Origin of the sequence: Streptomyces sp. NPDC093252 (genome assembly GCF_040683675.1) — a bacterium.
Lineage (GTDB): Bacteria > Actinomycetota > Actinomycetes > Streptomycetales > Streptomycetaceae > Streptomyces.
Genome location: NZ_JBFBEM010000006.1, coordinates 351,036 through 371,782, shown reverse-complemented (window position 1 = coordinate 371,782; position 20,747 = coordinate 351,036). Strand labels below are relative to the sequence as shown.

General features: G+C 71.2%; 19 protein-coding genes. 10 read left to right on the top strand and 9 right to left on the bottom strand.

Translation table 11 applies throughout. From position 1 onward, the window contains the following. Positions 1 to 360: a trypco2 family protein gene (locus AB0O01_RS15595; RefSeq protein ID WP_365313627.1), complete on the bottom strand. Its 360-nt coding sequence runs from the start codon at positions 358 to 360 to the stop codon at positions 1 to 3. Positions 361 to 928: 568 nt separating this feature from the next. On the opposite strand from AB0O01_RS15595, the gene ectA reads away from it, so the two are divergent. The 4 genes from ectA (at position 929) to thpD (ending at position 4,329) form a co-directional block, all read left to right on the top strand. After that, complete coding sequence (ectA, locus tag AB0O01_RS15590; RefSeq protein ID WP_365313626.1) at positions 929 to 1,453, top strand: diaminobutyrate acetyltransferase; 525 nt, start codon at positions 929 to 931, stop codon at positions 1,451 to 1,453. Positions 1,454 to 1,570: 117 nt separating this feature from the next. Beyond that, entirely contained in the window at positions 1,571 to 2,842 is a 1,272-nt protein-coding gene (gene ectB, locus AB0O01_RS15585; RefSeq protein WP_365313625.1) for a diaminobutyrate--2-oxoglutarate transaminase, read from the top strand. A 144-nt stretch (positions 2,843 to 2,986) separates the two neighbouring features. Then, on the top strand, positions 2,987 to 3,436 hold the full coding sequence (locus tag AB0O01_RS15580; RefSeq protein WP_365313623.1) for an ectoine synthase: 450 nt from the start codon (positions 2,987 to 2,989) through the stop codon (positions 3,434 to 3,436). A gap of 5 nt (positions 3,437 to 3,441) precedes the next feature. Further along, complete coding sequence (gene thpD / locus AB0O01_RS15575) at positions 3,442 to 4,329, top strand: ectoine hydroxylase (RefSeq protein WP_365313621.1); 888 nt, start codon at positions 3,442 to 3,444, stop codon at positions 4,327 to 4,329. Between the two features lie 312 nt (positions 4,330 to 4,641). Here thpD and AB0O01_RS15570 read toward each other — a convergent pair whose 3' ends face one another. The 4 genes from AB0O01_RS15570 to AB0O01_RS15555 form a co-directional block, all read right to left on the bottom strand. Then, the gene (locus AB0O01_RS15570) at positions 4,642 to 5,694 is read right to left on the bottom strand and encodes an aminotransferase class V-fold PLP-dependent enzyme (protein ID WP_365313619.1); all 1,053 of its coding nucleotides are present in this window, start codon (positions 5,692 to 5,694) and stop codon (positions 4,642 to 4,644) included. A gap of 145 nt (positions 5,695 to 5,839) precedes the next feature. Next, positions 5,840 to 6,553 (bottom strand): DsbA family oxidoreductase, encoded by a 714-nt coding sequence (locus AB0O01_RS15565; RefSeq protein WP_365313618.1) that lies wholly within the window; start codon positions 6,551 to 6,553, stop codon positions 5,840 to 5,842. Positions 6,554 to 6,722: 169 nt separating this feature from the next. After that, positions 6,723 to 7,331 (bottom strand): DUF1349 domain-containing protein, encoded by a 609-nt coding sequence (locus tag AB0O01_RS15560; protein WP_365313616.1) that lies wholly within the window; start codon positions 7,329 to 7,331, stop codon positions 6,723 to 6,725. Between the two features lie 64 nt (positions 7,332 to 7,395). Next, positions 7,396 to 8,925: an aldehyde dehydrogenase (NADP(+)) gene (locus AB0O01_RS15555; RefSeq protein ID WP_365313615.1), complete on the bottom strand. Its 1,530-nt coding sequence runs from the start codon at positions 8,923 to 8,925 to the stop codon at positions 7,396 to 7,398. Between the two features lie 223 nt (positions 8,926 to 9,148). Here AB0O01_RS15555 and AB0O01_RS15550 point away from each other — a divergent pair, with 223 nt between their 5' ends. From AB0O01_RS15550 to AB0O01_RS15540, 3 genes are all read left to right on the top strand, one after another. Then, positions 9,149 to 9,922, top strand: coding sequence for an IclR family transcriptional regulator (locus tag AB0O01_RS15550; RefSeq protein ID WP_365313614.1), 774 nt, complete (start codon positions 9,149 to 9,151; stop codon positions 9,920 to 9,922). A gap of 3 nt (positions 9,923 to 9,925) precedes the next feature. Continuing rightward, positions 9,926 to 10,501 carry a GNAT family N-acetyltransferase gene (locus AB0O01_RS15545; protein ID WP_365313613.1) on the top strand — a complete coding sequence of 192 codons (576 nt, stop codon included), beginning with the start codon at positions 9,926 to 9,928 and terminating at the stop codon, positions 10,499 to 10,501. 263 nt (positions 10,502 to 10,764) lie between these two features. Continuing rightward, positions 10,765 to 12,216 (top strand): penicillin-binding transpeptidase domain-containing protein, encoded by a 1,452-nt coding sequence (locus AB0O01_RS15540; RefSeq protein ID WP_365313611.1) that lies wholly within the window; start codon positions 10,765 to 10,767, stop codon positions 12,214 to 12,216. A 114-nt stretch (positions 12,217 to 12,330) separates the two neighbouring features. Here the strand turns inward: AB0O01_RS15540 and AB0O01_RS15535 are convergent, their stop codons facing one another. Then, entirely contained in the window at positions 12,331 to 13,794 is a 1,464-nt protein-coding gene (locus AB0O01_RS15535; protein ID WP_365313610.1) for an NCS2 family permease, read from the bottom strand. Between the two features lie 229 nt (positions 13,795 to 14,023). Continuing rightward, positions 14,024 to 14,611 (bottom strand): TIGR03086 family metal-binding protein, encoded by a 588-nt coding sequence (locus tag AB0O01_RS15530; protein WP_365313608.1) that lies wholly within the window; start codon positions 14,609 to 14,611, stop codon positions 14,024 to 14,026. 327 nt (positions 14,612 to 14,938) lie between these two features. On the opposite strand from AB0O01_RS15530, the gene AB0O01_RS15525 reads away from it, so the two are divergent. After that, positions 14,939 to 16,174, top strand: coding sequence for an MFS transporter (locus tag AB0O01_RS15525; RefSeq protein ID WP_365313606.1), 1,236 nt, complete (start codon positions 14,939 to 14,941; stop codon positions 16,172 to 16,174). On the opposite strand, the gene AB0O01_RS15520 is transcribed toward AB0O01_RS15525, so the two are convergent. Both AB0O01_RS15520 and AB0O01_RS15515 read right to left on the bottom strand, forming a co-directional pair. Further along, the gene (locus AB0O01_RS15520; protein ID WP_365313773.1) at positions 16,111 to 17,274 is read right to left on the bottom strand and encodes a hypothetical protein; all 1,164 of its coding nucleotides are present in this window, start codon (positions 17,272 to 17,274) and stop codon (positions 16,111 to 16,113) included. The two genes, AB0O01_RS15525 and AB0O01_RS15520, sit on opposite strands and share 64 nt — an antisense overlap. A gap of 47 nt (positions 17,275 to 17,321) precedes the next feature. Then, positions 17,322 to 18,263, bottom strand: coding sequence for a 5-dehydro-4-deoxyglucarate dehydratase (locus tag AB0O01_RS15515; RefSeq protein ID WP_365313604.1), 942 nt, complete (start codon positions 18,261 to 18,263; stop codon positions 17,322 to 17,324). 265 nt (positions 18,264 to 18,528) lie between these two features. Between AB0O01_RS15515 and AB0O01_RS15510 the strand changes: the two genes are divergently transcribed. Together AB0O01_RS15510 and AB0O01_RS15505 are read left to right on the top strand one after the other, a co-directional pair. Continuing rightward, on the top strand, positions 18,529 to 19,350 hold the full coding sequence (locus AB0O01_RS15510; RefSeq protein ID WP_365313603.1) for an NAD(P)-dependent oxidoreductase: 822 nt from the start codon (positions 18,529 to 18,531) through the stop codon (positions 19,348 to 19,350). Between the two features lie 623 nt (positions 19,351 to 19,973). Then, the gene (locus tag AB0O01_RS15505; protein WP_365313601.1) at positions 19,974 to 20,744 is read left to right on the top strand and encodes a DeoR/GlpR family DNA-binding transcription regulator; all 771 of its coding nucleotides are present in this window, start codon (positions 19,974 to 19,976) and stop codon (positions 20,742 to 20,744) included. Positions 20,745 to 20,747 lie beyond the last annotated feature (3 nt).

Below are 20,747 nucleotides of genomic sequence, written 5' to 3'. Positions count from 1 at the left end.
CTACCGGGCCCCGTCGCCGCCGGGCAGGTCACCGCTCGCCGTACCCCGGCCGAACCCGGCCGTGCTCCCCCGGCTGTCGTTACGCACCTTCCACGGGCGGCCGGTACGGGCGTCCAGGGCGCGGAGGGTGACGGCGACGCGGTGGGTGCGGCTGGTGCCGAGCCCGCCGTCGGCACCGGCCTCCACGACCCATGCCTTGACCTTGACCCCGCCCTTGACCTCCTTGCGCAGTTCGACGGCGAACTCCAGCTCGATGTCACCGACCTCGAAGGCCACGTCCCGCCCGGTCGCGCGGGCGGCGGCGACGAGGAGTTCGTCGCGCACGGCCTCGTCGGCCAACTCGATGCGGTGGTCGGTCATGTGATGCCCCCTCAGATGCGTCGGGCACGAGGGTCTCACAGCGGCGCGGGGCGCCACCGGGAAGCCGGGGAGCCGGATAACCGGGAAGCCAGGAAGCCAGAAAGAAGTCGGGAAGCCGGGAAGCCGGGAAATGATCCCGGGCGGCCGTTCAGGGCACCCTTCCAGGGCGCGGGCGGGGGCGGGACACGGGCCCGGCACGGTTGATTTTCGGGGGCTCGTAAGTACTTGGCGGACCGTTATTGGCGCGGGCGCTTTCCTGAGAATCCGACTTGAATCGTAAGATTCAAATGAGAGCAGAAACCTCTTCTCTTCTGCCCGCTATCCCCCCACCTAAACACCAAGATTCCGCGAACACCAGGAAGGCAATCCGGGCCGCCACCGCGAGGGTTACATGATTGTGACACGTTCCACAAGCAGACCCTTTTGTGTTGATTTACTACGGACAAATACCCGCAATATCGCGGCCTCCGACCTGCACTCTCACGCCCGCGCGATAACACAGCAGCGCCCCGGACCCAAGTCTCACCGCCCATGAAATTTCAAATTTACCTCGCTAAATTCAATTCGCATGACTGCCGCACAAGCAGACCTCCAGATCGACCGTCCGTCAGTGGCCGACGGTACGGCGCTCTGGCACCTCGCCAAGGAATCCGGAAATCTTGACCTGAACTCTTCGTACGCCTATCTGCTGTGGTGCCGCGACTTCTCGGCCACATCGGCGGTGGCCCGTGCCGGGGACGGCACACCCGTCGGGTTCGTGACCGGGTACCTCAGGCCGGACCGGCCGGGCACGCTGCTGGTGTGGCAGGTGGCGGTGGCCGCCGCGCACCGGGGGCGGGGGCTCGCCGCGCGACTGCTGGACGCCCTGACCGCCCGGATCGCCGCCGAACGGCCCCTGACCGGCGTCGAGACCACCATCACGCCCGGCAACACCGCCTCCGAGCGGCTGTTCACCGCCTACGCCGACCGCCACGGCGCCCGGGTGGAGCGCGAGGTGCTGTTCGGCGCGGAACTGTTCCCAGACGGCCCGCACGCCCCCGAGGTCCTCTACCGCATCGGCCCGCTGAGCCCACCCCGTCCGCCGACCCGCTGAGCCCACCCAGGCCACCAGGCCCACTCAGCTCACCGGGCCCATTCAGCCCTACACACCTTTACGCACCCTTACGTACCCCTACGCACTGAGCCCCTTCGCACTGAGGAGCGATTCACCGTGACCATCACCCAGCCCGACCTGAGCATCTTCGAGACCCTGGAGTCCGAGGTGCGCAGCTACTGCCGCGGGTGGCCCACCGTGTTCGACCGTGCGCAGGGCAGCCTGATGTACGACGAGGACGGCCACCGGTACCTGGACTTCTTCGCCGGTGCGGGTTCGCTCAACTACGGACACAACAACCCGGTGCTCAAACGCGCGCTCATCGACTATCTGATGCGCGACGGGGTCACCCACGGCCTCGATATGTCGACCACCGCGAAACGGTCGTTCCTGAGCGCGTTCCAGGATCTGGTGCTCCGCCCGCGCGATCTGCCGTACAAGGTGATGTTCCCGGGACCCACCGGCACCAACGCCGTGGAGTCCGCGCTGAAACTGGCGCGGAAGGTGAAGGGCCGCGAGTCGATCGTGTCGTTCACCAACGCCTTCCACGGCATGTCGCTCGGCTCGCTCGCCGTCACCGGCAACGCGTTCAAGCGCGCCGGGGCCGGGATCCCGCTGGTGCACGGCACGCCCATGCCGTTCGACCATTATCTGGACGGTCGAGTGCCGGACTTCCTGTGGTTCGAACGGCTGCTGGAGGACCAGGGGTCCGGGCTGAACCAGCCCGCCGCGGTGATCGTGGAGACCGTGCAGGGCGAGGGCGGCATCAATGTGGCCCGCCCCGAGTGGCTGCGCTCGCTGGCCGGGCTGTGCGAGCGGCGCGACATGCTGCTGATCGTCGACGACATCCAGATGGGCTGCGGGCGGACGGGCGCGTTCTTCTCGTTCGAGGAGGCCGGGATCACTCCAGACGTCGTGACCGTTTCCAAGTCGATCAGCGGTTACGGGCTGCCCATGTCCCTGTGTCTGTTCAAGCCCGAGCTGGATGTCTGGGAGCCGGGCGAGCACAACGGCACCTTCCGGGGCAACAACCCCGCCTTCGTGACCGCGACGGCCGCCCTGGAGACGTACTGGGCCGATGGCTCCGCCATGGAGAAGCAGACCCGTGAGCGCGGTGAACAGATCGAACGCGCACTGATCTCGATCACCGAGGAGAACCTCGCCGACATCAAGGAGTACCGCGGGCGCGGGATGGTGTGGGGCGTGGAGTTCCATGACAAGGACCGGGCCGGTCGGATCGCCCGGCGAGCGTTCGATCTCGGGCTGCTGATCGAGACGTCCGGCCCCGAGGGCGAGGTCGTCAAACTGCTGCCCGCGCTGACCATCGCCCCGGACGAACTGGACGAGGGCCTGAAGACCCTGGCCCGCGCGGTACGCGAAACCGTCTGACCCGGCCGGGCCCGTTCAGTTCGATCCGTCCCATCCGATCCCGTCCCGTCCCATCCGGTTCCGTGCCGTCCGGTTCCGTCCCATCCGATTCTCTTCTGTCCGATTCCGTTCTGTCCGATCCAGCCGAGGAGGCATCGCACCACCGTGATCGTTCGCTCATTCAAGGAGATCGAAGGCACCGACCGGCATGTGAGGGCCGCGTCCGGCACCTGGGAGAGCAAACGCATCGTGCTCGCCAAGGAGCGCGTCGGCTTCTCACTGCACGAGACGATCCTCTACGCCGGCACCGAGACGTCGATGTGGTACGCCCATCACATCGAGGCCGTGGTCTGCGTCGAGGGCGAGGCCGAGCTGACCGACCACGAGTCCGGGCTGACCCACACGATCACGCCCGGCACCATGTACCTCCTCGACGGCCATGAGCGGCACACGCTCCGGGTCAAGGAGGACTTCCGCTGCCTCTGCGTGTTCAACCCGCCGGTCACCGGGCGGGAGGACCACGACGAGAACGGCGTCTATCCACTGCTCACCGAACCCGACTCGGGATCGGGCTCGGGCAACCCCGGCCCCGGCCCCGACTCCGAGGAGGTGTGACCGCCATGACCACGATCACCGACCTGTACCCCAGCCGCGGTGCCGCCGAGGTGACCGCCCCCCGGCAGGATCCGGTCGTCTGGAGCGCCCCCGGCGCCCCGGGCCCGATCCCGGCGACCGATCTGAGCGGTTACGAACGGGACGGTTACCTCGCGATCGATCAACTGATCACCGACGACGAGGTCGCCGTCTACCGGCAGGAGTTGGAGCGGCTGATCACTGATCCGTCGATCAGGGCGGATGATCGTTCGATCATCGAACCGCACTCGCAGGAGATCCGTTCGGTCTTCGAGGTGCACCGGATCAGTGAGGTGTTCGCCCGGCTGGTGCGGGACGAGCGGGTGGTCGGACGCGCCCGCCAGATCCTCGGCTCGGACGTCTATGTCCACCAGTCCCGGATCAACGTCAAGCCCGGGTTCGGCGCGAGCGGCTTCTACTGGCACTCCGACTTCGAGACCTGGCACGCCGAGGACGGTCTGCCCCGTATGCGGGCGGTGTCCGTGTCGATCGCGCTGACCGAGAACCACGACACCAACGGCGGGCTCATGATCATGCCGGGCTCGCACCGCACGTTCCTGGGTTGCGCGGGCGCGACCCCCGAGGACAACTACAAGAAGTCGCTTCAGATGCAGGACGCCGGCACACCCTCGAACGAGGCGCTCACCACCTTGGCGGGCGAATACGGCATCCGCCTGTTCACCGGCCGGGCGGGCTCGGCGACCTGGTTCGACTGCAACTGCATGCACGGCTCCGGCGACAACATCACACCGTTCCCGCGCAGCAATGTGTTCATCGTGTTCAACAGCGTGGACAACGCGGCGGTGGAGCCGTTCGCGGCGCCCGTGCGACGCCCGGAGTACATCGGCGCGCGGGACTTCACGCCGGTGCGCTGATCAGGTTCGGGTTTCATGATCAAGCGTCCACGCCGGTGTGCGGGTGGGCCCGCCGCGTTCCGACCGGGGGGGTGGGCGGGCCCACCCTGGCGTGTCCAGCGTGGGCGGGCCCACCCTGGCGTGTCCAGCGCGGGCCCACCCGCGCGTCCACCGCACGGGGTCCCACACAGGCACGTCCAGACACGTCCAGGCACGTCCAGGCACGTCCAGCGCAGGTTCGTAGACGCCGCCCAAGGCCCGGGCCCCGGCCCTGGGCCCCAGGCCCTCGGAACGGTTCCCCGGCTGCCCCCGCCCGACCGTGCCCGGCGCTGCTCAGTCCGACAGCGCGGCCAGCAGGCGGTCCACGTCGTCGGGGGTGTTGTAGAGGTGGAAGGCGGCGCGCAGATTGCCCGCGCGGTCGGACACCTCGATGCCCCGGGTGCTGAGCCCCGGCTGATGCCCGCCCAGACCGGGTACGGAGACGATCGCCGAGCCGGGTGCCGGGACCGGCTCGTGGCCCAGGTCGCGCAGGCCCGCGCGGAAGCGGTCGGCGAGGGCGACGTCATGGGTGTGCACGGCGGCGACCCCGAGTTCCTCGATCAGCCCCAGGGAGGCGCGCAGCCCGGCGTGGGTGAAGAGGGCGGGACTCATGTCGAAGCGGCGGGCGGAGCGGGCGAGTTGCTCGACCGGGCCGTAGCAACTGTCCCAGGGGACCTCTCCGGCGACCCACCCGGCGAGCAGCGGCGTCAGATCGCCCAGGTCCTCGGGAACCACGAAGAACGCCACCCCGTGCGGTCCGAGCAGCCACTTGAACCCGACCGCGGCCAGGAAGTCGTAGTCGTCCGGATCGATCGGCAGCCAGCCGATCGACTGGGAGGCGTCGACGTAGAGACGGGCGCCCCGCGCGCGTGCCGCCCCGCGCAAGGCGGCCAGGTCGGCGAGCCGCCCGTCGGCGGACTGGACGGCGCTGACCGCGACGAGTGCCGTCTCCGCGCGGACCGACTCGGCGAGCCGTTCCAGCGGCACCGAGCGCACCTTGAGGTCGCCGCGCATGTGGAAGGGGTTCACCAGGGACGCGAAATCGGCCTCGGCGATGAGCACCTCGGCCCCGGCGGGCAGCGCCGCGGCGATCAGGGCCCCGAACTCGGCGACGGACGCCCCGGCGGCGACCCGTCCCACGGGCACCCCGGCCAGCCGGGCGACGCTCGCGCGGACGGTCTCCACGTCCTCGTAGAGCGGGCCCAGGGGGATGCCCTCGGCCCGCATGCGGACGGCCCGGTCCAGGGCGGCGACGGTGCGGGCCGGGAGCAGGCCGTTGCTGGCGGTGTTCAGGAAGGTGTTCTTCGGGGCGAACTCGGCACGGACGAGGCTCTCGAACGTCTCCATGCCTCTACTGTGCGGGCACCGCATGTCGAAGTCCATCACGGACATCTGCGCGGATCACCCAAGGAGCGCTTATGGCCGGGCCCCGGCCTGCACTTCCGTGGACGCCCCCCGCGGGGGGGGGCCGGGACGGTCAGGAGTGCGGCGGTCAGGGGCGGGGCGGGACCGCGCAGCCGTCGGGGCCGCAGGCGTCACCGCCGTCCTCGATCAGCCGCAGCGGGGAGCGCTCGCCCCACGCCTGGGTGAGGGCCTGCGCGAACACCTCGGCCGGCTGGGCGCCCGACACGCCGTACGCGCGGTCCAGGACGAAGAAGGGCACCCCGTTCGCGCCGAGCTGGGCGGCCTCGCGCTGGTCGGCGCGGACCTCGTCGGCGTAGGCGGTGGGGTCGGCGAGAACCTTGCGCACCTCGTCGGGGTCCAGTCCGGCCGCGCCGGCGATCTCGACGAGCCGCTCGTCGTCGCCGAAGACGGACCGCTCCTCGGCGAAGTTGGCCTCGTACAGGAGCTGGATCAGCTCGCCCTGGCGGCCGTGCTCCTTGGCGAGGTGCAGCAGGCGGTGCATGTCGAAGGTGCTGCCGTGGTCTCGGTCCCGGGTGCGGTAGGCGAGGCCCTCGGCGGCGGCCTGGGTGCCGAGGTTGTCCTCACCGGCCTGCGCCTGGGCCTCGCTCATGCCGTACTTCTTGGTGAGCATGGTGACCACGGGCTGAATGTCGTCCTTGGCCCGGCCGGGGTCCAGCTCGAAGGACCGGTGCACGACTTCCACCCGGTCGCGGTGCGGGAAGGCCGCGAGCGCCTTCTCGAAGCGGGCCTTGCCCACGTAGCACCAGGGGCAGGCGATGTCGCTCCAGATCTCGACGCGCATGGTCACGGTTCTCCCGGTAGACGGCTGGGGACGGAGACACCCTCCGCACCGATGCACGAACGTTCAAACGAACAGTTTCATTCCGATGCACTCAGCCACGCCCGATGTGCGCTCAGCCACCTCCGACGCGCTCACCCACCGTCGAACCGATCGGCCGGCGTCGAACCGATCAGCTCCCGTCCCGCAGATCGCTCGGCCAGGCCGGGCGGAACTCCAGATGGTCGTAGGTCACGACACACCCCTCCCCCAGCGGCGACTGGGTCATGAAGCCGACCAGCGCGGCCCCCGTCGCCTCGGTGTCCCCCAGCGTGAACAGGCGCACGAACGTCCAGCGCTCGCCGTCGCGGGAGGCGTGGAAGGCGAAGGAATGGCCGGTCCGGCTGACCCGGAGCCAGACGGAGATGCCCTCCACGGTGAAGGAGTTCGCGTCGTCGGAGTGGCCGCGGGTGACGACCGTGCACACGGTGGGCACGTCCGGCGAGTACTCCAGGCAGAGCTTGGCCCAGGAACGCTCGCCGACGTGCACGTAGAGCACCCCGGCGTCGAAGGAACCGGCGAAACCGACCGTGACGCGCGCGATGAGCTGGAAGTCGCCGACCGGCGCCCCGAGCAGCCGGGGCGCGTCCGCGGCCGGGTCCAGGGACTCCCCGGTGGGCGGCACGAACCGGTCCTGCCGGGCGCCCGCCCACCCGGTGAGGATGCCGTCCTCGTAGGACCAGTGTCCGTCGGGGCCATAGGTGCGCAGGGCGAACGGAAGTTCGGGGAGTTCCAGTTCCATGGCGGGATTCTTCCAGGCCGGGCCGGGCCCGGTGCGGCGGGTCGGGGTCCCCGGTCCGCCGTTGTCAGCGCTCCAGGACGCCGTTGAAGCGGCGCGGCAGCCCGAGGGGGTTGCCGTCGCGCAGTTCGGCGGGGAGCAGGGCCTCGGGGGCGTTCTGGTAGACGACCGGGCGCAGCCACCGTTCGATCGCCGTGCCGCCGACGGACGTGGAGGTGGAGGTGGTCGCCGGGTACGGCCCGCCATGGTGCTGCGCGGGGGCCACCGCGACGCCGGTCGGCCAGGCGTTGACGAGCACCCGCCCGGCGAGCGGGGTCAGCTCGGCCAGGATCGACACGCCGAGCCCTTCCCCGGCGGCCTCGCCCGCGGAGAGCTGGACGGTCGCGGTGAGATTGCCCGGCAGCCGGGAGAGCACGGCCCTGGCCTCGGTGTCGTCGGTGTAGCGCGCCACGACGGTGACCGGCCCGAAGCACTCCTCCAGGAGCAGATCGTGGTCGCCGCCCTCGGCCAGCCGGGCCGCCGGGACGGTGAGGAACCCGGCGCCGACCGTGTGCTCGCCGCCCGCGCCCGGGGTCACCGGCGATTCCACCTCGGGCAGCTTGGCGCGCTCGGTCACTCCGGCGACGAAGTTGTCCCGCATCCGGTGGTCGAGGAGCACCCCGGCCTCCACCTTGCTGACCGCGTCCATGAGCGAACCGATCAAACGATCACCGAACTCACCCTGCGGAGCGAGCACCAGGCCCGGCTTCACACAGAACTGGCCGACGCCCATGGTCATCGATCCTGCGAGTCCCGCACCGATCTCCTCGGCCCGCTCGGCGGCGGCGGCCTCGGTGACCACGACCGGGTTGAGCGATCCCTGCTCGCCGTGGAAGGGGATGGGCACCGGCCGCGCCGCGGCGGCGTCGAACAGGGCGCGTCCCCCGCGGACGGAGCCGGTGAAGCCCGCCGCGGTGATCAATGGATGCTTGATCAGTTCGATCCCGGCGTCGAATCCGTGCACGAGTCCGAGCACGCCCGCGGGGATGCCGTGCTCGGCGGCGGCCGTACGCAGCACCTTGGCGACGAGTTCGGACAGGGCCGGGTGGTCGGGGTGGGCCTTGACGACCACGGGGCAGCCGGCCGCGAGCGCGCTGGCGGTGTCGCCGCCGGGGACGGAGAAGGCGAAGGGGAAGTTGGAGGCGGAGTAGACGGCGACAACGCCGAGCGGCACCTTGTGGCGGCGCAGATCGGGCACGGGCGGCGTGGCGGTGGCGTCGGGGTGGTTGATCACGACGTCCAGGAAGGCGCCCTCGTCGACGATCCCGGCGAAGGCGCGCAACTGGTAGCAGGTCCGGGCGAGTTCGCCGGTGAGACGGACGGGGCCGAGCGCGGTCTCGGCGTCGGCGGCCTCCACCAGGGCCTCCCGGGCGGCCTCCAGGCGGTCGGCGGCGGTGCGCAGGAAGGCGGCGCGCACCGCGCGGTCGGCGAGCGCGCCACGGGCCTCGTGGGCGGCCCGGACGGCGGTGTCCACCTCCGCGGGTGTCGCCTCCACGGCGACCTGCTCCCGCTGCTTCCCGGTACGGGGGTCGACACTCCAGACTGGTGCTGCTGCCACCGCGGATCCCTTCAGATGTATGTGCCGCTGTACGTGCCCGCCGTACATGCCGCATGGCGCGGCCCATGTGTGCCGCATCTAGTGCCGGACGGCAAAAATGCCGCACTATGTACGGCATCTCTCCGCATCACCCGGACCCTGTTCGATATGCTGAACACCGTCTCTGATGATGAACTTCACCCGCTCGGAGACTATTTCCCGGCGAACGAAGGGGTCAAGGGCGATGTCGGCAGGCGATACGGGCGGCGGGGCACAGGTCAAGTCCGCGGTGCGGACGGTGGAGCTGCTGGAGTACTTCGCCGGACGCCCCGGCATGCACTCCCTCGCGGCGGTCCAGGAGGCCGTCGGCTACCCCAAGTCCAGCCTCTACATGCTGCTGCGGACCCTGGTCGAGCTGGGCTGGGTGGAGACCGACGCCACGGGCACGCGGTACGGCATCGGGGTGCGCGCGCTCCTGGTCGGCACGTCGTACATCGACGGCGACGAAGTGGTCGCGGTCGCCCGCCCGACCCTCGACCGGCTCTCCGACGACACCACGGAGACCATCCACCTGGCCCGGCTGGACGGCACCAATGTGGTCTATCTGGCCACCCGCCAGTCGCAGCACTATCTGCGCCCCTTCACCCGGGTCGGCCGCCGGCTGCCCGCCCACTCCACCTCCCTGGGCAAGGCGCTGCTGAGCACGTACACCGACGAGCAGGTGCGCAAGCTGCTGCCCGACACGCTCCCCGCGCTGACCGAGAACACCATCACGGACCGCGAGAGGCTCATCGAGGAGCTGCACCAGGTCCGCGAACAGGGCTACGCGGTCGACCGCGAGGAGAACACGCTGGGCCTGCGCTGCTTCGGCGTGGCGATCCCGTACCGCACCCCCGCGCGGGACGCGATCAGTTGCTCCATCCCGGTGGCGCGGCTCACCCCGGCCCATGAGCAGATGGTCAAGGACGCCCTGTTCGACGCCCGCGACCGGCTGACCCTCGCGACCCGGAGGCTGTGACCCATGGACCGTACGGAACAAACCGAACACTTCGAACCGGCCGGGCGCGGGGACGGGACGGACCGGGCCCATCAGGGGCCCTGGCTGCGCCCCGCACCGGCCGCCGAGGTGGCGCTGCGGCCCGTGCACGACAGCGATCTGCCGGTGTTCTTCCGGCTGACGAACGACCCCGAGTCGCTGCGCATGGCCGCCTTCACCGCCGACGACCCGGCCGACCGGGACGCCTTCGAGGCCCATTGGCGGCGCATCCGCGCGGCCGGGGACATCGTGAACCGCACGGTGCTGGTGGACGGTGACGTGGTGGGCAGCGCCGCGGTGTACGGCGATCCCGGGGACCGCGAGGTGACGTACTGGATCGATCGCGCGTACTGGGGTCAGGGCATCGCCACGGCCGCGCTGCGGCTGCTGCTGGCCGAGGTGCCGGAGCGCCCGCTGCACGCCCGCGCGGCGGCCGACAACGCGGGGTCGTTGCGGGTGCTGGCCAAGTGCGGTTTCCGGGTCACCGGGCGGGAGCGCGGTTTCGCGCAGGCTCGGGGCGCGGAGATCGACGAGCTGGTGCTGACGCTGGACGCGCCCTGATCGGATGGCCGAACCCTGGTCGGATGGCCGACCCCTGGTCGGATACGCAGGTCCTGATCAGATTCACGGAGCCTGATCGGATGCGCGCGCCTTGATCGGACAAGCGGGCCCTGATCAGGTCCCCGGAACCCGATCAGGTCCTCGGAATCCGATCGGATCCACAGGACTCGATCCGACTGGCAAACCTCGATCGAATGAGCGTTCCATGAGAAAGGCGCAGGAAGGGAACGTTCTGATCGGCTCCGCTCGTCTGATGGAGCGGGATGAACAAGACGATCAGGCGAGCCTCCGTCTTCTCGCTGCTGCTGGTGCTCGCCCTGTTGATCAGGGCGACCTGGGTGCAGTTCTACGACGGACAGGCCCTCGCGGACGACACCGACAACCGGCGGAACGCGATCGAGCTGTACAGCGCGCCGCTCGGCAACATCATCGTGGCCGGCGAGGCGATCACCGGCTCCGCCAGAACCACCGGCGGCGACCTCGCGTACAAACGCACCTACGAGGACGGCGCGCTGTACGCGGCGGTCACCGGCTACAGCTCCCAGGTCTACGGCGCCACCCAACTGGAGGGCATCTACCAGGACGTCCTGGACGGCACCGACACACGGCTGAAGACCGTGATGGACACGGTCACCGACAAGCGGGCCGACCCGGGTGACGTGGTCACCACGATCGACCCGGACGTCCAGCGGGCCGCCTACGAGGCGCTGGGCGACAAGAAGGGCGCCGCCGTGGTGATCGACCCGGCCAGTGGCAGGATCCTCGCGGTGGTGTCCACTCCGTCGTACGACCCCGACGAGATCACCACGGACAACCCGGATGTCTGGAAGCAGCTCACCGGGGCCGAGGACAAGCCGATGACCAACCGCGCGCTGCGCCAGCCACTGCCGCCCGGTTCCACGTTCAAGCTGGTGGTCGCGGCGGCGGCGCTGGAGGACGGGCTGTACTCGTCGGTCGACGAGCGCACCGACAGCCCCGACCCGTACGACCTGCCGCTCTCCAGCGACCAGCTCACCAACCAGAACCCCTCGGCGCCGTGCGAGAACGCGACGATCCGGGTGGCGCTCCAGTACTCCTGCAACAACGTCTTCGGCAAGATGGCCGTCGACCTGGGCCAGGACAAGGTGCGGGAGATGGCGGAGAGGTTCGGGTTCAACGACACGGAGCAGGACGTGCCGGTGCGGGCGTACGAGAGCGTGTACCCGCAGGACATGGACGAGCCGCAGACCGCGCTGAGCGGCATCGGCCAGTTCGACGTGACCGCCACGCCGCTCCAGATCGCCATGGTGTCGGCGACCATCGCCAACGGCGGTGAGCTGGTCTCGCCGCACATGGTGTCCCGGATCACCGACAGCGACGGGGACACGCTGGAGAACTATGACGACAGCACCTCGACGGAGCGGATCATGAGTTCCTCCACCGCGGAGCAACTGGAGTCGGCCATGCAGACCGTGGTCGAGGACGGCACCGGTTCGAACGCGCAGATCCCCGGCGCGACGGTCGGCGGCAAGACCGGTACGGCCCAGCACGGCGAGAACAACAGCCAGACGCCCTACGCGTGGTTCACGTCGTACGCCAAGTCCGACACCAACGGCAAGGAGGTGGCGGTCGCCGTGGTCGTCGAGCAGTCGGACGCGGCGCGCTCCGAGGTCAGCGGGAACGGGCTGGCCGCGCCGGTCGCCAAGGCCGCGATGGAGGCCGCCCTCGCGGACTGAGGACACCTGGGCGGACGGCCGCCCGAGGAGATACTGCCGGGAGGGGCCCAGGGGAGGCCCCTCCCCGTGGTGTCTCCGGCGTGTCGGGCGGCGTCGGCGGACCGCCCGGCCGGGTCAGCGCACGCCCAGGAGCTGTTCCAGAGGATCGATCGCGAAGTACACCAGGAACAGCAGGGACGCGCTCCAGAGCAACCAGTGCACCTCCCTGGCCCTGCCGAGCACGGTCTTGATGGTGACGTAGGCCAGGAAGCCCGCGCCGATGCCATTGGTGATGGAGTAGGTGAACGGCATGACCGCGATGGTCAGGAACGCGGGGACGGCCAGTTCGTAGCGGTCCCAGTCGATGTGCTTGACCTGGGTCATCATCAGGAATCCGACGGCGACCAGGGCGGGGGCGGCGGCCTGGAGCGGGACGATGGTGAGCAGCGGGGTGAGGAACAGCGCGAGCGCGAACAGACCGCCGGTGATCAGATTGGCGAAGCCGGTGCGCGCGCCCTCCCCGACCCCGGCCGCCGATTCGATGTACGAGGTGGCGGAGGACGCCGAGGAGGCGCCGCCGGCGACGGCCGCCGTGCCGTCGATGAGCAGGACCCGGCCGAGGCCGGGGACCTTGCCGTCCCGGTCCAGCAGGCCCGCCTCCGTGCTGATCCCGACGACCGTGCCCATGGTGTCGAAAAAGTCGGAGAGCACCAGGGTGAACACGAGCAGCACGACCGTGATCACTCCGACCTCGGGTGCGCCGAACGCGCCGAAGAGGCTGAACTCGCCGATCAGCCCGAAGTCGGGCGTGTCGACGATCCGATCGGGCCAGGCGGGGGTGGTCAGGCCCCAGACGCGGACATCGGCGAGGGAGTTGATCACCAGGGCGACGATCGTCATGACGACGATACTGATCAGAATCGCTCCTTTGATCTTTCGAGCAATCAGCGCGAACGTGAGCAGCACCCCGGCGCAGAAGACCAGCACCGGCCAGCCGGAGAGCTGGCCACCGCCGCCGAGCTGCACCGGCACGGTGGTGTTCGCGGCGTCCGGGATCCGGCTGACGAACCCGGCGTCGACCAGGCCGATGAACGCGATGAACAGCCCGATGCCCACGCTGATCGCCTGCTTCAGCGGCTGCGGTATCGCGTGCATCACCGCCTCGCGCAGCCCGGTGACGACCAGCACACAGATGAGCAGCCCTTCCAGGACGATCAGGCCCATGGCGTCGTCCCAGCTCATCAGCGGGGCGATCTGGAAGGCGACGACCGCGTTCAGGCCGAGCCCGGCGGCGAGCGCCAGCGGCAGATTGCCGCCGACGCCCATGATGACCGTCATGACCGCGGCGACCAGCGCGGTGGCGGTGGTGAGCTGGACGGGATCGAGCCGGTCGCCGTACGCGTCCTCGGCGCCGCCCAGGATGATCGGGTTGAGCACCAGGATGTAGGCCATGGTGAAGAACGTGGCGAAACCGCCGCGTATCTCACGTCCGAAGGTCGATCCCCGCGCGGATATCCGGAAGTACCGGTCGACCCCGTTGCGGGGCGCGGGGTCGGGGGCAGGGCGGGGCCGGTCGGCCGCTTTCTGGGAACCGGACAAGGGGCGGACTCCTCGATGCCAGCGGATCGTTCGGATCGGTGCGCGCCGACGCACCGCGCGACGGCTGCGAGGCGATCGATGCCATCAATGGCCACTGGTGTCTCTGGTGTCACTGATGCCGTGTGACGCGGTGCGGTGCGGTGCGCGGTTGCTGGCTGGATTGTTCCCTTGTTGTGCCCACTTCAGGTTTTCCGCGTGTTACATGTGCCGGATCCCGTCGCGCCGGGTGTCACGGCTTCCAGTGCGGGTCCCGGCCGCTGAGGCCGATCGCGCGGTCGAGGAGCGGGGCGTCGTCGGGCACCGGGACGACCGGGCCGAAGAGGCCGTTGCCGCGGTCGGGGTCCTCGGCGGCGGCGAGCAGGAAGGTGTGGGCGACGCTCAGGGCGGCCGGATCGGGTTCGTAGGGCTGCCCCGTGGCACGGGCCAGGTCCCAGGCGTGGACGACCAGTTCGTCGACCGCGACGGCTCCGGCGATCTCACCGGGCAGATCGACACCGCCTGCGCGCGTCATACCCGTCCAGGCGGCGGGATCGCGCCAGGCGTCGGCGAGTTCGGCGAGGGAGACGGGGAGTTCGGCGCGCCAGCCGGGGGTGATGTCCGGCTCCTGGTCGCCGGGGCCGGTGTCCGTGGTGGTGCCCAGCCGCTTGTGCCCGGCGTCCCGGAAGGCGACGGACAGTCCGGCCAGATGCCCGAGGAGATGGCGTACGGCCATGCCGGGGCAGGGGGTGGCGTCGGCGAGCTGGTCGTCGCGGACACCGGCCGCCAGCTCCGCCACGATCCGGGACTGCGGGCCGAGGTCGAACGCGGGGTCGGTCATGACGTGCCTCCTGGGCGGAATGGGCGGTGCGGTCGTGGTGCCTGCGGTTGAGGTGCCTTGAGTCGCGGTTCCGGTGATCGCGCTTCCGGTGATGTGGACCGCCCCGGGCTCCGAAACTCATCGCCGCCACTCATCGCCGTTCCTCACCCTTCATCACCCACCCGCGGGGCCGTTGTCCACGGCGGGACCCCGCACGGCGCCCCACAGCCCCCTCCCCCCTCCCCGCCACCACCTCATGCCCACCGCCTGTCCGGCCCCCGCCTCACCACCCCCCTAGGGCATGTACCCGATCCGTCCATGCCCGTCTTAGCCCCACGATGACCAGACATGACGACGACACGAACGAGTGCGTGGACGGGTGCTCGGGTGCTCCGGGACCGCACCGCGCGCCGGTATCTGGGCGCGGTGCTGGTGAACGGTTTCGGCACGAACGCGCTGTGGCTGGCGGCCGGGGTGTGGGTGAAGGAGCTGACGGGTTCGGACGGGCTGGCGGCGCTGTGCGTGCTGGCGATGTGGGCGCCGACCGTCGCCGGTCCGCTGCTGGGCCCGCTCGCCGACCGGGTGCGCCGCAAGCCCCTGCTCGTGGGGCTGAACCTGGGCATGGCCGTCCTGCTGCCGGTCCTGGTGACCGTGGACTCCGCGGCCGGGGTGTGGCTGATTCTGGCGGTGCTGCTCGCCTACGGCACCACGGCGGTCCTCAGTGACGCGGCCGAGGCGGCGCTCATGCCCTCCGTGCTCCCCGGGGACCTGCTCGGCGACTTCAACGGGCTGCGGATAACCGCCACCGAGGGCATGAAGCTGGCGGCGCCGCTCGCGGGCGCGGGCCTGTACGCGGCGTACGGCGGCGCCGCGGTGGCCGTGCTGGACGCGGTGACGTGCCTCCTGGCGGCGGCCCTGATCGCCTCCGTGCGGGTGCGGGAGCGGGCCCCTGAGCGGCCCTCCGGGGGCTGGTGGGCGCGGACGGCGGCGGGCGGCCGGGAACTGTGGTCGCGTCCGGCGCTGCGCCCGCTGGTGCTGGCCGGGGGCGCGGCGATGCTGTGCGCGGGCGTGAACGGGGCGCTGGTGTACGCGGTCGTGGAGGGCCTCGGCCGCTCCCCCGCCTACGCGGGACTGCTGGCCGCGGTGCAGGGCGGGGGGTCGGTGCTGGCCGGGCTGGCGGCGGGACCGGCGTTGCGGCGGCTGGGCGAGCGGCGGTTCGCGGTGGCGGGCATCGCGCTGACGGGGGCGGCGGTGCTGCTGCGGGCGGTGCCGTGGGACGCGGCGGCGCTGGTGTCGGGGGTGGCGATCGGGGCGGGGCTGCCCTGTGTGCTGATCGCCGCGCTCACCGCGGTGCAGCGGAGCGTGCCGGACGCCGTACTGGGCCGTACGGCGGCCACCGCGAGCACCGTGATGTTCGCTCCGAACGTGATCGGTCTGGTCGCGGGCGCCGCCCTGGTCGGCGCGGTGCCGTACGGGCCGGTGCTGCTGGCCGTCGGGCCCATGCTGCTGCTGACGGCCCTTCAGTTGGAGCGGAGCGCGGCGCGGACGGCGGCCAGGTCGCCGTCGGACGCCAGTCCCGCGTGATAGAGGCGCAGTTCGGTCGCGCCCAGCACCCGCGCGCGGGCGGCGTCCACGGTGAGGGTGCCGGGGCTGCCGCCCAGGCCGGAGACCACGGTGAGGTTGGCGGCCAGCACCTGGCCCGCGCGCGCGTGCCGGGCGAACGGGGCCAGCGCCCCGGCGCCGCCCGTGCAGGGCACCACGACACCGTCGGCGACGGAGAGGATGTGCGCGGGGTCGACGCCCGCGTTGGCGCCGCAGTGGTAGGAGACCGGGTCGGCGTGCAGCAGGACGCGGAAGCCGTCGGGGGCCGCCGCGCGGACGGCGGCGACCGCCTCCTCCTGGAGGCTCCGGGCGGTGCGGTCGCGCCACGCGCGCGTGGCACCGGCCGGCTCCTCGCCGAGCAGCTTCTCCACCCCGGCCCAGGCCCCGTCGGAGGGGGCGCCGCGCCAGACCGGCTCCAGGGCGCCGCGTACGGCGTCCGCGAGGCGGTCGGGATCGAGGCCCTGTCCGGCGTAGCCCGTGCGGCAGTCGGCGCAGAAGCACAGCGACATCAGGTACTGCCCGGCGTCGCCGAGGGTGACCCCGGCGGTCTTGTCGTGGGCGTGCAGATGGGCGAGGCCGTACCAGCCCAGGGACTCCAGTTCGGTGCCGCGCGTGCCGGGGCGTACGGCGGCCTCGGCGGCGAGGGCGACGAGGTACGCGCGCGTGGCGGGCTGTGCGATGCAGGGTGCCCAGGGGTAGCGGTCGCCGTAGGCGTTGATGACGGAGGTGTGCGGGTGGTCGGCGCCCAGGCGGGAGTTGTGCGCGAGGACGACCCAGGAGTGCACGTCCAGACCGGCGTCCGTGAGCGCCGTCGCGGCCTCGCCGAAGGCGTCGCCGGGGGCCCAGTCACCGGCCGGGAGGGGGCGCAGGGCACGGCCCGTCCAGTGGTCGCCGGGCGGGTAGAGCACGGCGGCGTGTGCGGCGGTGACGACGCGGTGGCGGGGGTGGCGGGGGGTCAGGGCGCGGGTGGAGTGGTAGGCGGCGGCGAGGGTGGCCCGGCGGACGCCCAGGGCGGCCACCGCGTCGGCGGCCCGCGGGTCGCCGTTGATGTCCCAGGGGTAGAGGAACGCGGACGCCTCCAGGGGCCCGGGGTCGGCCGGGTGCGGGGCGGTCACGCGGTGCGGGGCCGTCACGGGTGCTCCGCCAGGAGGCCGTGTCCGCGCTCGATGAGGCGGGCGAGCTGTTTGACGTGGTCCTCGGCTGGTTCGTGCAGCGGTGGGCGGACCTCGCCGACGTCCAGGCCGCGCAGCCGGACGCCCGCCTTGACCAGGGAGACGGCGTAACCGCGGCCCTGGGCGCGTAGTTCGACGAACGGCTTGTAGAAGCCGTCCAGGAGGCGGTGGGCGGTGTCGCGGTCGCCGGTGGCGGCGGCCCGGAAGAAGGCGAGCGCGATCTCGGGGGCGAAGCAGAAGACGGCGGACGAGTAGAGGTCGATGCCGATGCCGCCGTAGGCGAGCTGGGTCTGTTCGGCGGTGGGCAGTCCGTTGAAGTACAGGAAGCCGTCGGGGCCGTCGAGGCGTACGGCGCTCACGATGCGCTGCATGAGGTCGAGGTCGCCGAGGCCGTCCTTGAAGCCGATGATCCCCTCGGTGCGGGCGAGCGCGACGACCGTCTCGGGGGTGAACACGGCGTTGTCGCGCTGGTAGACGATCACGGGCAGGGCGGTGGCGGCGGCGATCTCCCGGTAGTGGCGCAGCAGCCCGTCGGGTCCGGCGACGACGAGGTAGGGCGGCATGGCGAGCAGTCCGTCGGCGCCGGCCGCGGCGGCGAGCCGGGCGTAGTGCACGGCGAGGGCGGTGCCGTAGCCGGCGCCCGCGACGACCGGGACCCGCCCCTGGGTCGCCTCGACGGCGGCGCGGACGCAGCTCTCGAACTCCTCGGGGGTGAGCGCGTGGAACTCGCCGGTGCCGCAGCAGGCGAAGACGGCGGCTGCCCCGGCCTCGACACCGCGCCGCACATGCGCGCGGTAGACGTCGAGGTCGACCTGTCCGTCCGGTCCGTAGGCCGTGACGGGGAAGAACAGCGGCCCGCTGGGGGCACTGAGGCGGTCGGCGAGGGGCGCTGTCGTCACGGGCTCTCCCTAGTCCATATTCATGATCTGCGTCCATGTTTCTGAACAAGCTCACGCTAAGGCGGCACAAGGGGGGCGGTCAAGCGCGTCAACCCCCGACGCACCAGCGGATTCCGCGGCCGTACCGGGTACTTGACGGGGACAGGCGCCGCTCCTTAGCGTGTCCACGCATGTGAATGACATCTACGCATGCGGCCCCTCTTGGGCGAGTGCCGCCGACCAGGACCGGGGAACCGCCGCCACCGGACAGCCGAGGAGACCGAGGATGCCCGCGCCCCGCACCACGCCCCGCACCGTTCTGCTCACCGGCGCCGCCGGCGGACTCGGCACCCTCATGCGCGACCTGCTCCCGGCCCATGGCTACGCACTGCGCCTGTTCGACGTCCGGCCGGTCGAGGGCGCCCCGGAGGCGATCACCGCCGACCTCAACGACACGGCCGCCCTGCGTGAGGCCGTGGACGGCGTCGACGCGGTCCTGCATCTGGCCGGGATCTCCCTGGAGGCCCCGTTCGAGAAGATCCTCAGGTCGAACATCGAGGGCACGTACCGCCTCTACGAGGCCGCGCACGAGGCGGGGGTGGCGCGGATCGTGTCCGCCTCCTCCAACCACGCGGTCGGCTACACTCCCCGCCCCCAGGGCGCCGAGCCGCTGATCCCGGTCGGCACCCCGCGCCGCCCCGACACCCTCTACGGCCTGTCCAAGGCGTTCGGCGAGGATCTCGCGCAGTTCTACTGGGACAAGTACGGCATGGAGACGGTCTCCGTGCGGATCGGCTCCTGCTTCGCCGAACCGACCACTGTGCGGATGCTCTCGGTCTGGATGAGCCCGGCCGACGGCGCCCGCCTCTTCCACGCCGCCCTGAGCGCCCGCGGGGTCGGCCACACGGTCGTCTACGGCTCCTCCGCGAACACCCGGCTGTGGTGGGACCTCACCTCCGCACGGGCCCTCGGCTACGAGCCGCAGGACGACTCCGAACCGTTCGCCGCGAAACTGATCGCCGCACAGGGCGAACTGGACCCGGACAACGAGGCGCACGCCTACCTGGGCGGCCAGTTCGTGACGGACCCCCCGATCTGGCCGTACTGACCGCCGCCCGCCCCTCAGCAGGACGCCCGCGCCCGGCGGCCATCCCCGGCGCCCGCACCGCACACGCGCCCGCACACGCTCCGCCCTGCCTGCACTGCCCGGCCCTGCCCTGCCCTGCCCGAACGGTCACAAGACCCTTGTTCGTACGGACACACCCGTCCCGCCCGAACACCGGCCGCCGGTCCGCCCCGACCGGATGCCAGCGCCGAACGGGCGGTGAACGGGCCCGCCGGGCGCCCCGTTCGGGCGCGCGTACCGCCCGATCCCACACCCTGACCCGCAATCACGCTGGTCCGCGACGGGCATCCATGGACGCGATCGGGCAGATACGGGCAGTATCGGGCCCGCAACAGACCTGGTGAGTGCCGGACGCTCGCTGTAGAACATCCCCCAAGGGTTCCACCGGGCCCGAACGGGCAGCATGCTCGATCAGCCGATGCGTGCAGCGGGTTCGCTGGGCGCGTTCGATCGGCGGAATCGCTGGGCGGATTCGATCGGCGAGTTCGATCAACCGGTTTCGATCAACCGGTTCGATCAAGGACATCCGATCACGGACATCCGATCGGGTGCGCCCGATGACGGACATTCGATCACGGACATTCGATCAGAGGCAGGTGTCGGCCATGACGGCGAGGACCGCGGAGGAGCGTCAGCGCGAGATCGTGCTGGCGGCTCGGCGCGCGGGTTCGGTCGATGTCAACGCGCTGGCCGACGAACTGGGTGTGGCCAGGGAGACCGTACGACGGGATCTGCGCGCCCTGGAGGACCACGGGCTGGTCCGCCGTACCCATGGCGGGGCCTATCCCGTGGAGAGCGCCGGCTTCGAGACGACCCTCGCCTTCCGGGCCACCAGCCATGTGCCCGAGAAGCGCAGGATCGCCGCCGCGGCGGCCGAACTGGTCGGGGACGCGGAGACCGTCTTCGTCGACGAGGGCTTCACCCCGCAACTGATCGCGGAGGCGCTGCCCAGGGACCGGCCGCTGACCGTGGTCACCGCCTCCCTGCCGGTCGCGGGCGCGCTCGCCGAGGCGGAGGGCTTCTCCGTGCTGCTGCTCGGCGGCCGGGTGCGCTCCGGGACGCTGGCGACCGTCGACCACTGGACGACGAAGATGCTCGCCGGGTTCGTTCTCGATCTCGCCTTCATCGGCGCCAACGGCATCTCCCGTGAGCACGGGCTGACCACCCCGGATCCGGCCGTCAGCGAGGTCAAGGCGCAGGCGGTGCGGGCGGCGCGGCGGACGGTCTTCGCGGGGGTGCACACCAAGTTCGGCGCGGTCAGCTTCTGCCGGTTCGCGGAGATCGGCTCCCTGGAGGCGATCGTGACCAGCACCCTGCTGCCGACGACGGAGGCTCACCGCTACTCACTGCTGGGACCGCAGGTCATCCGGGTCTGAGCG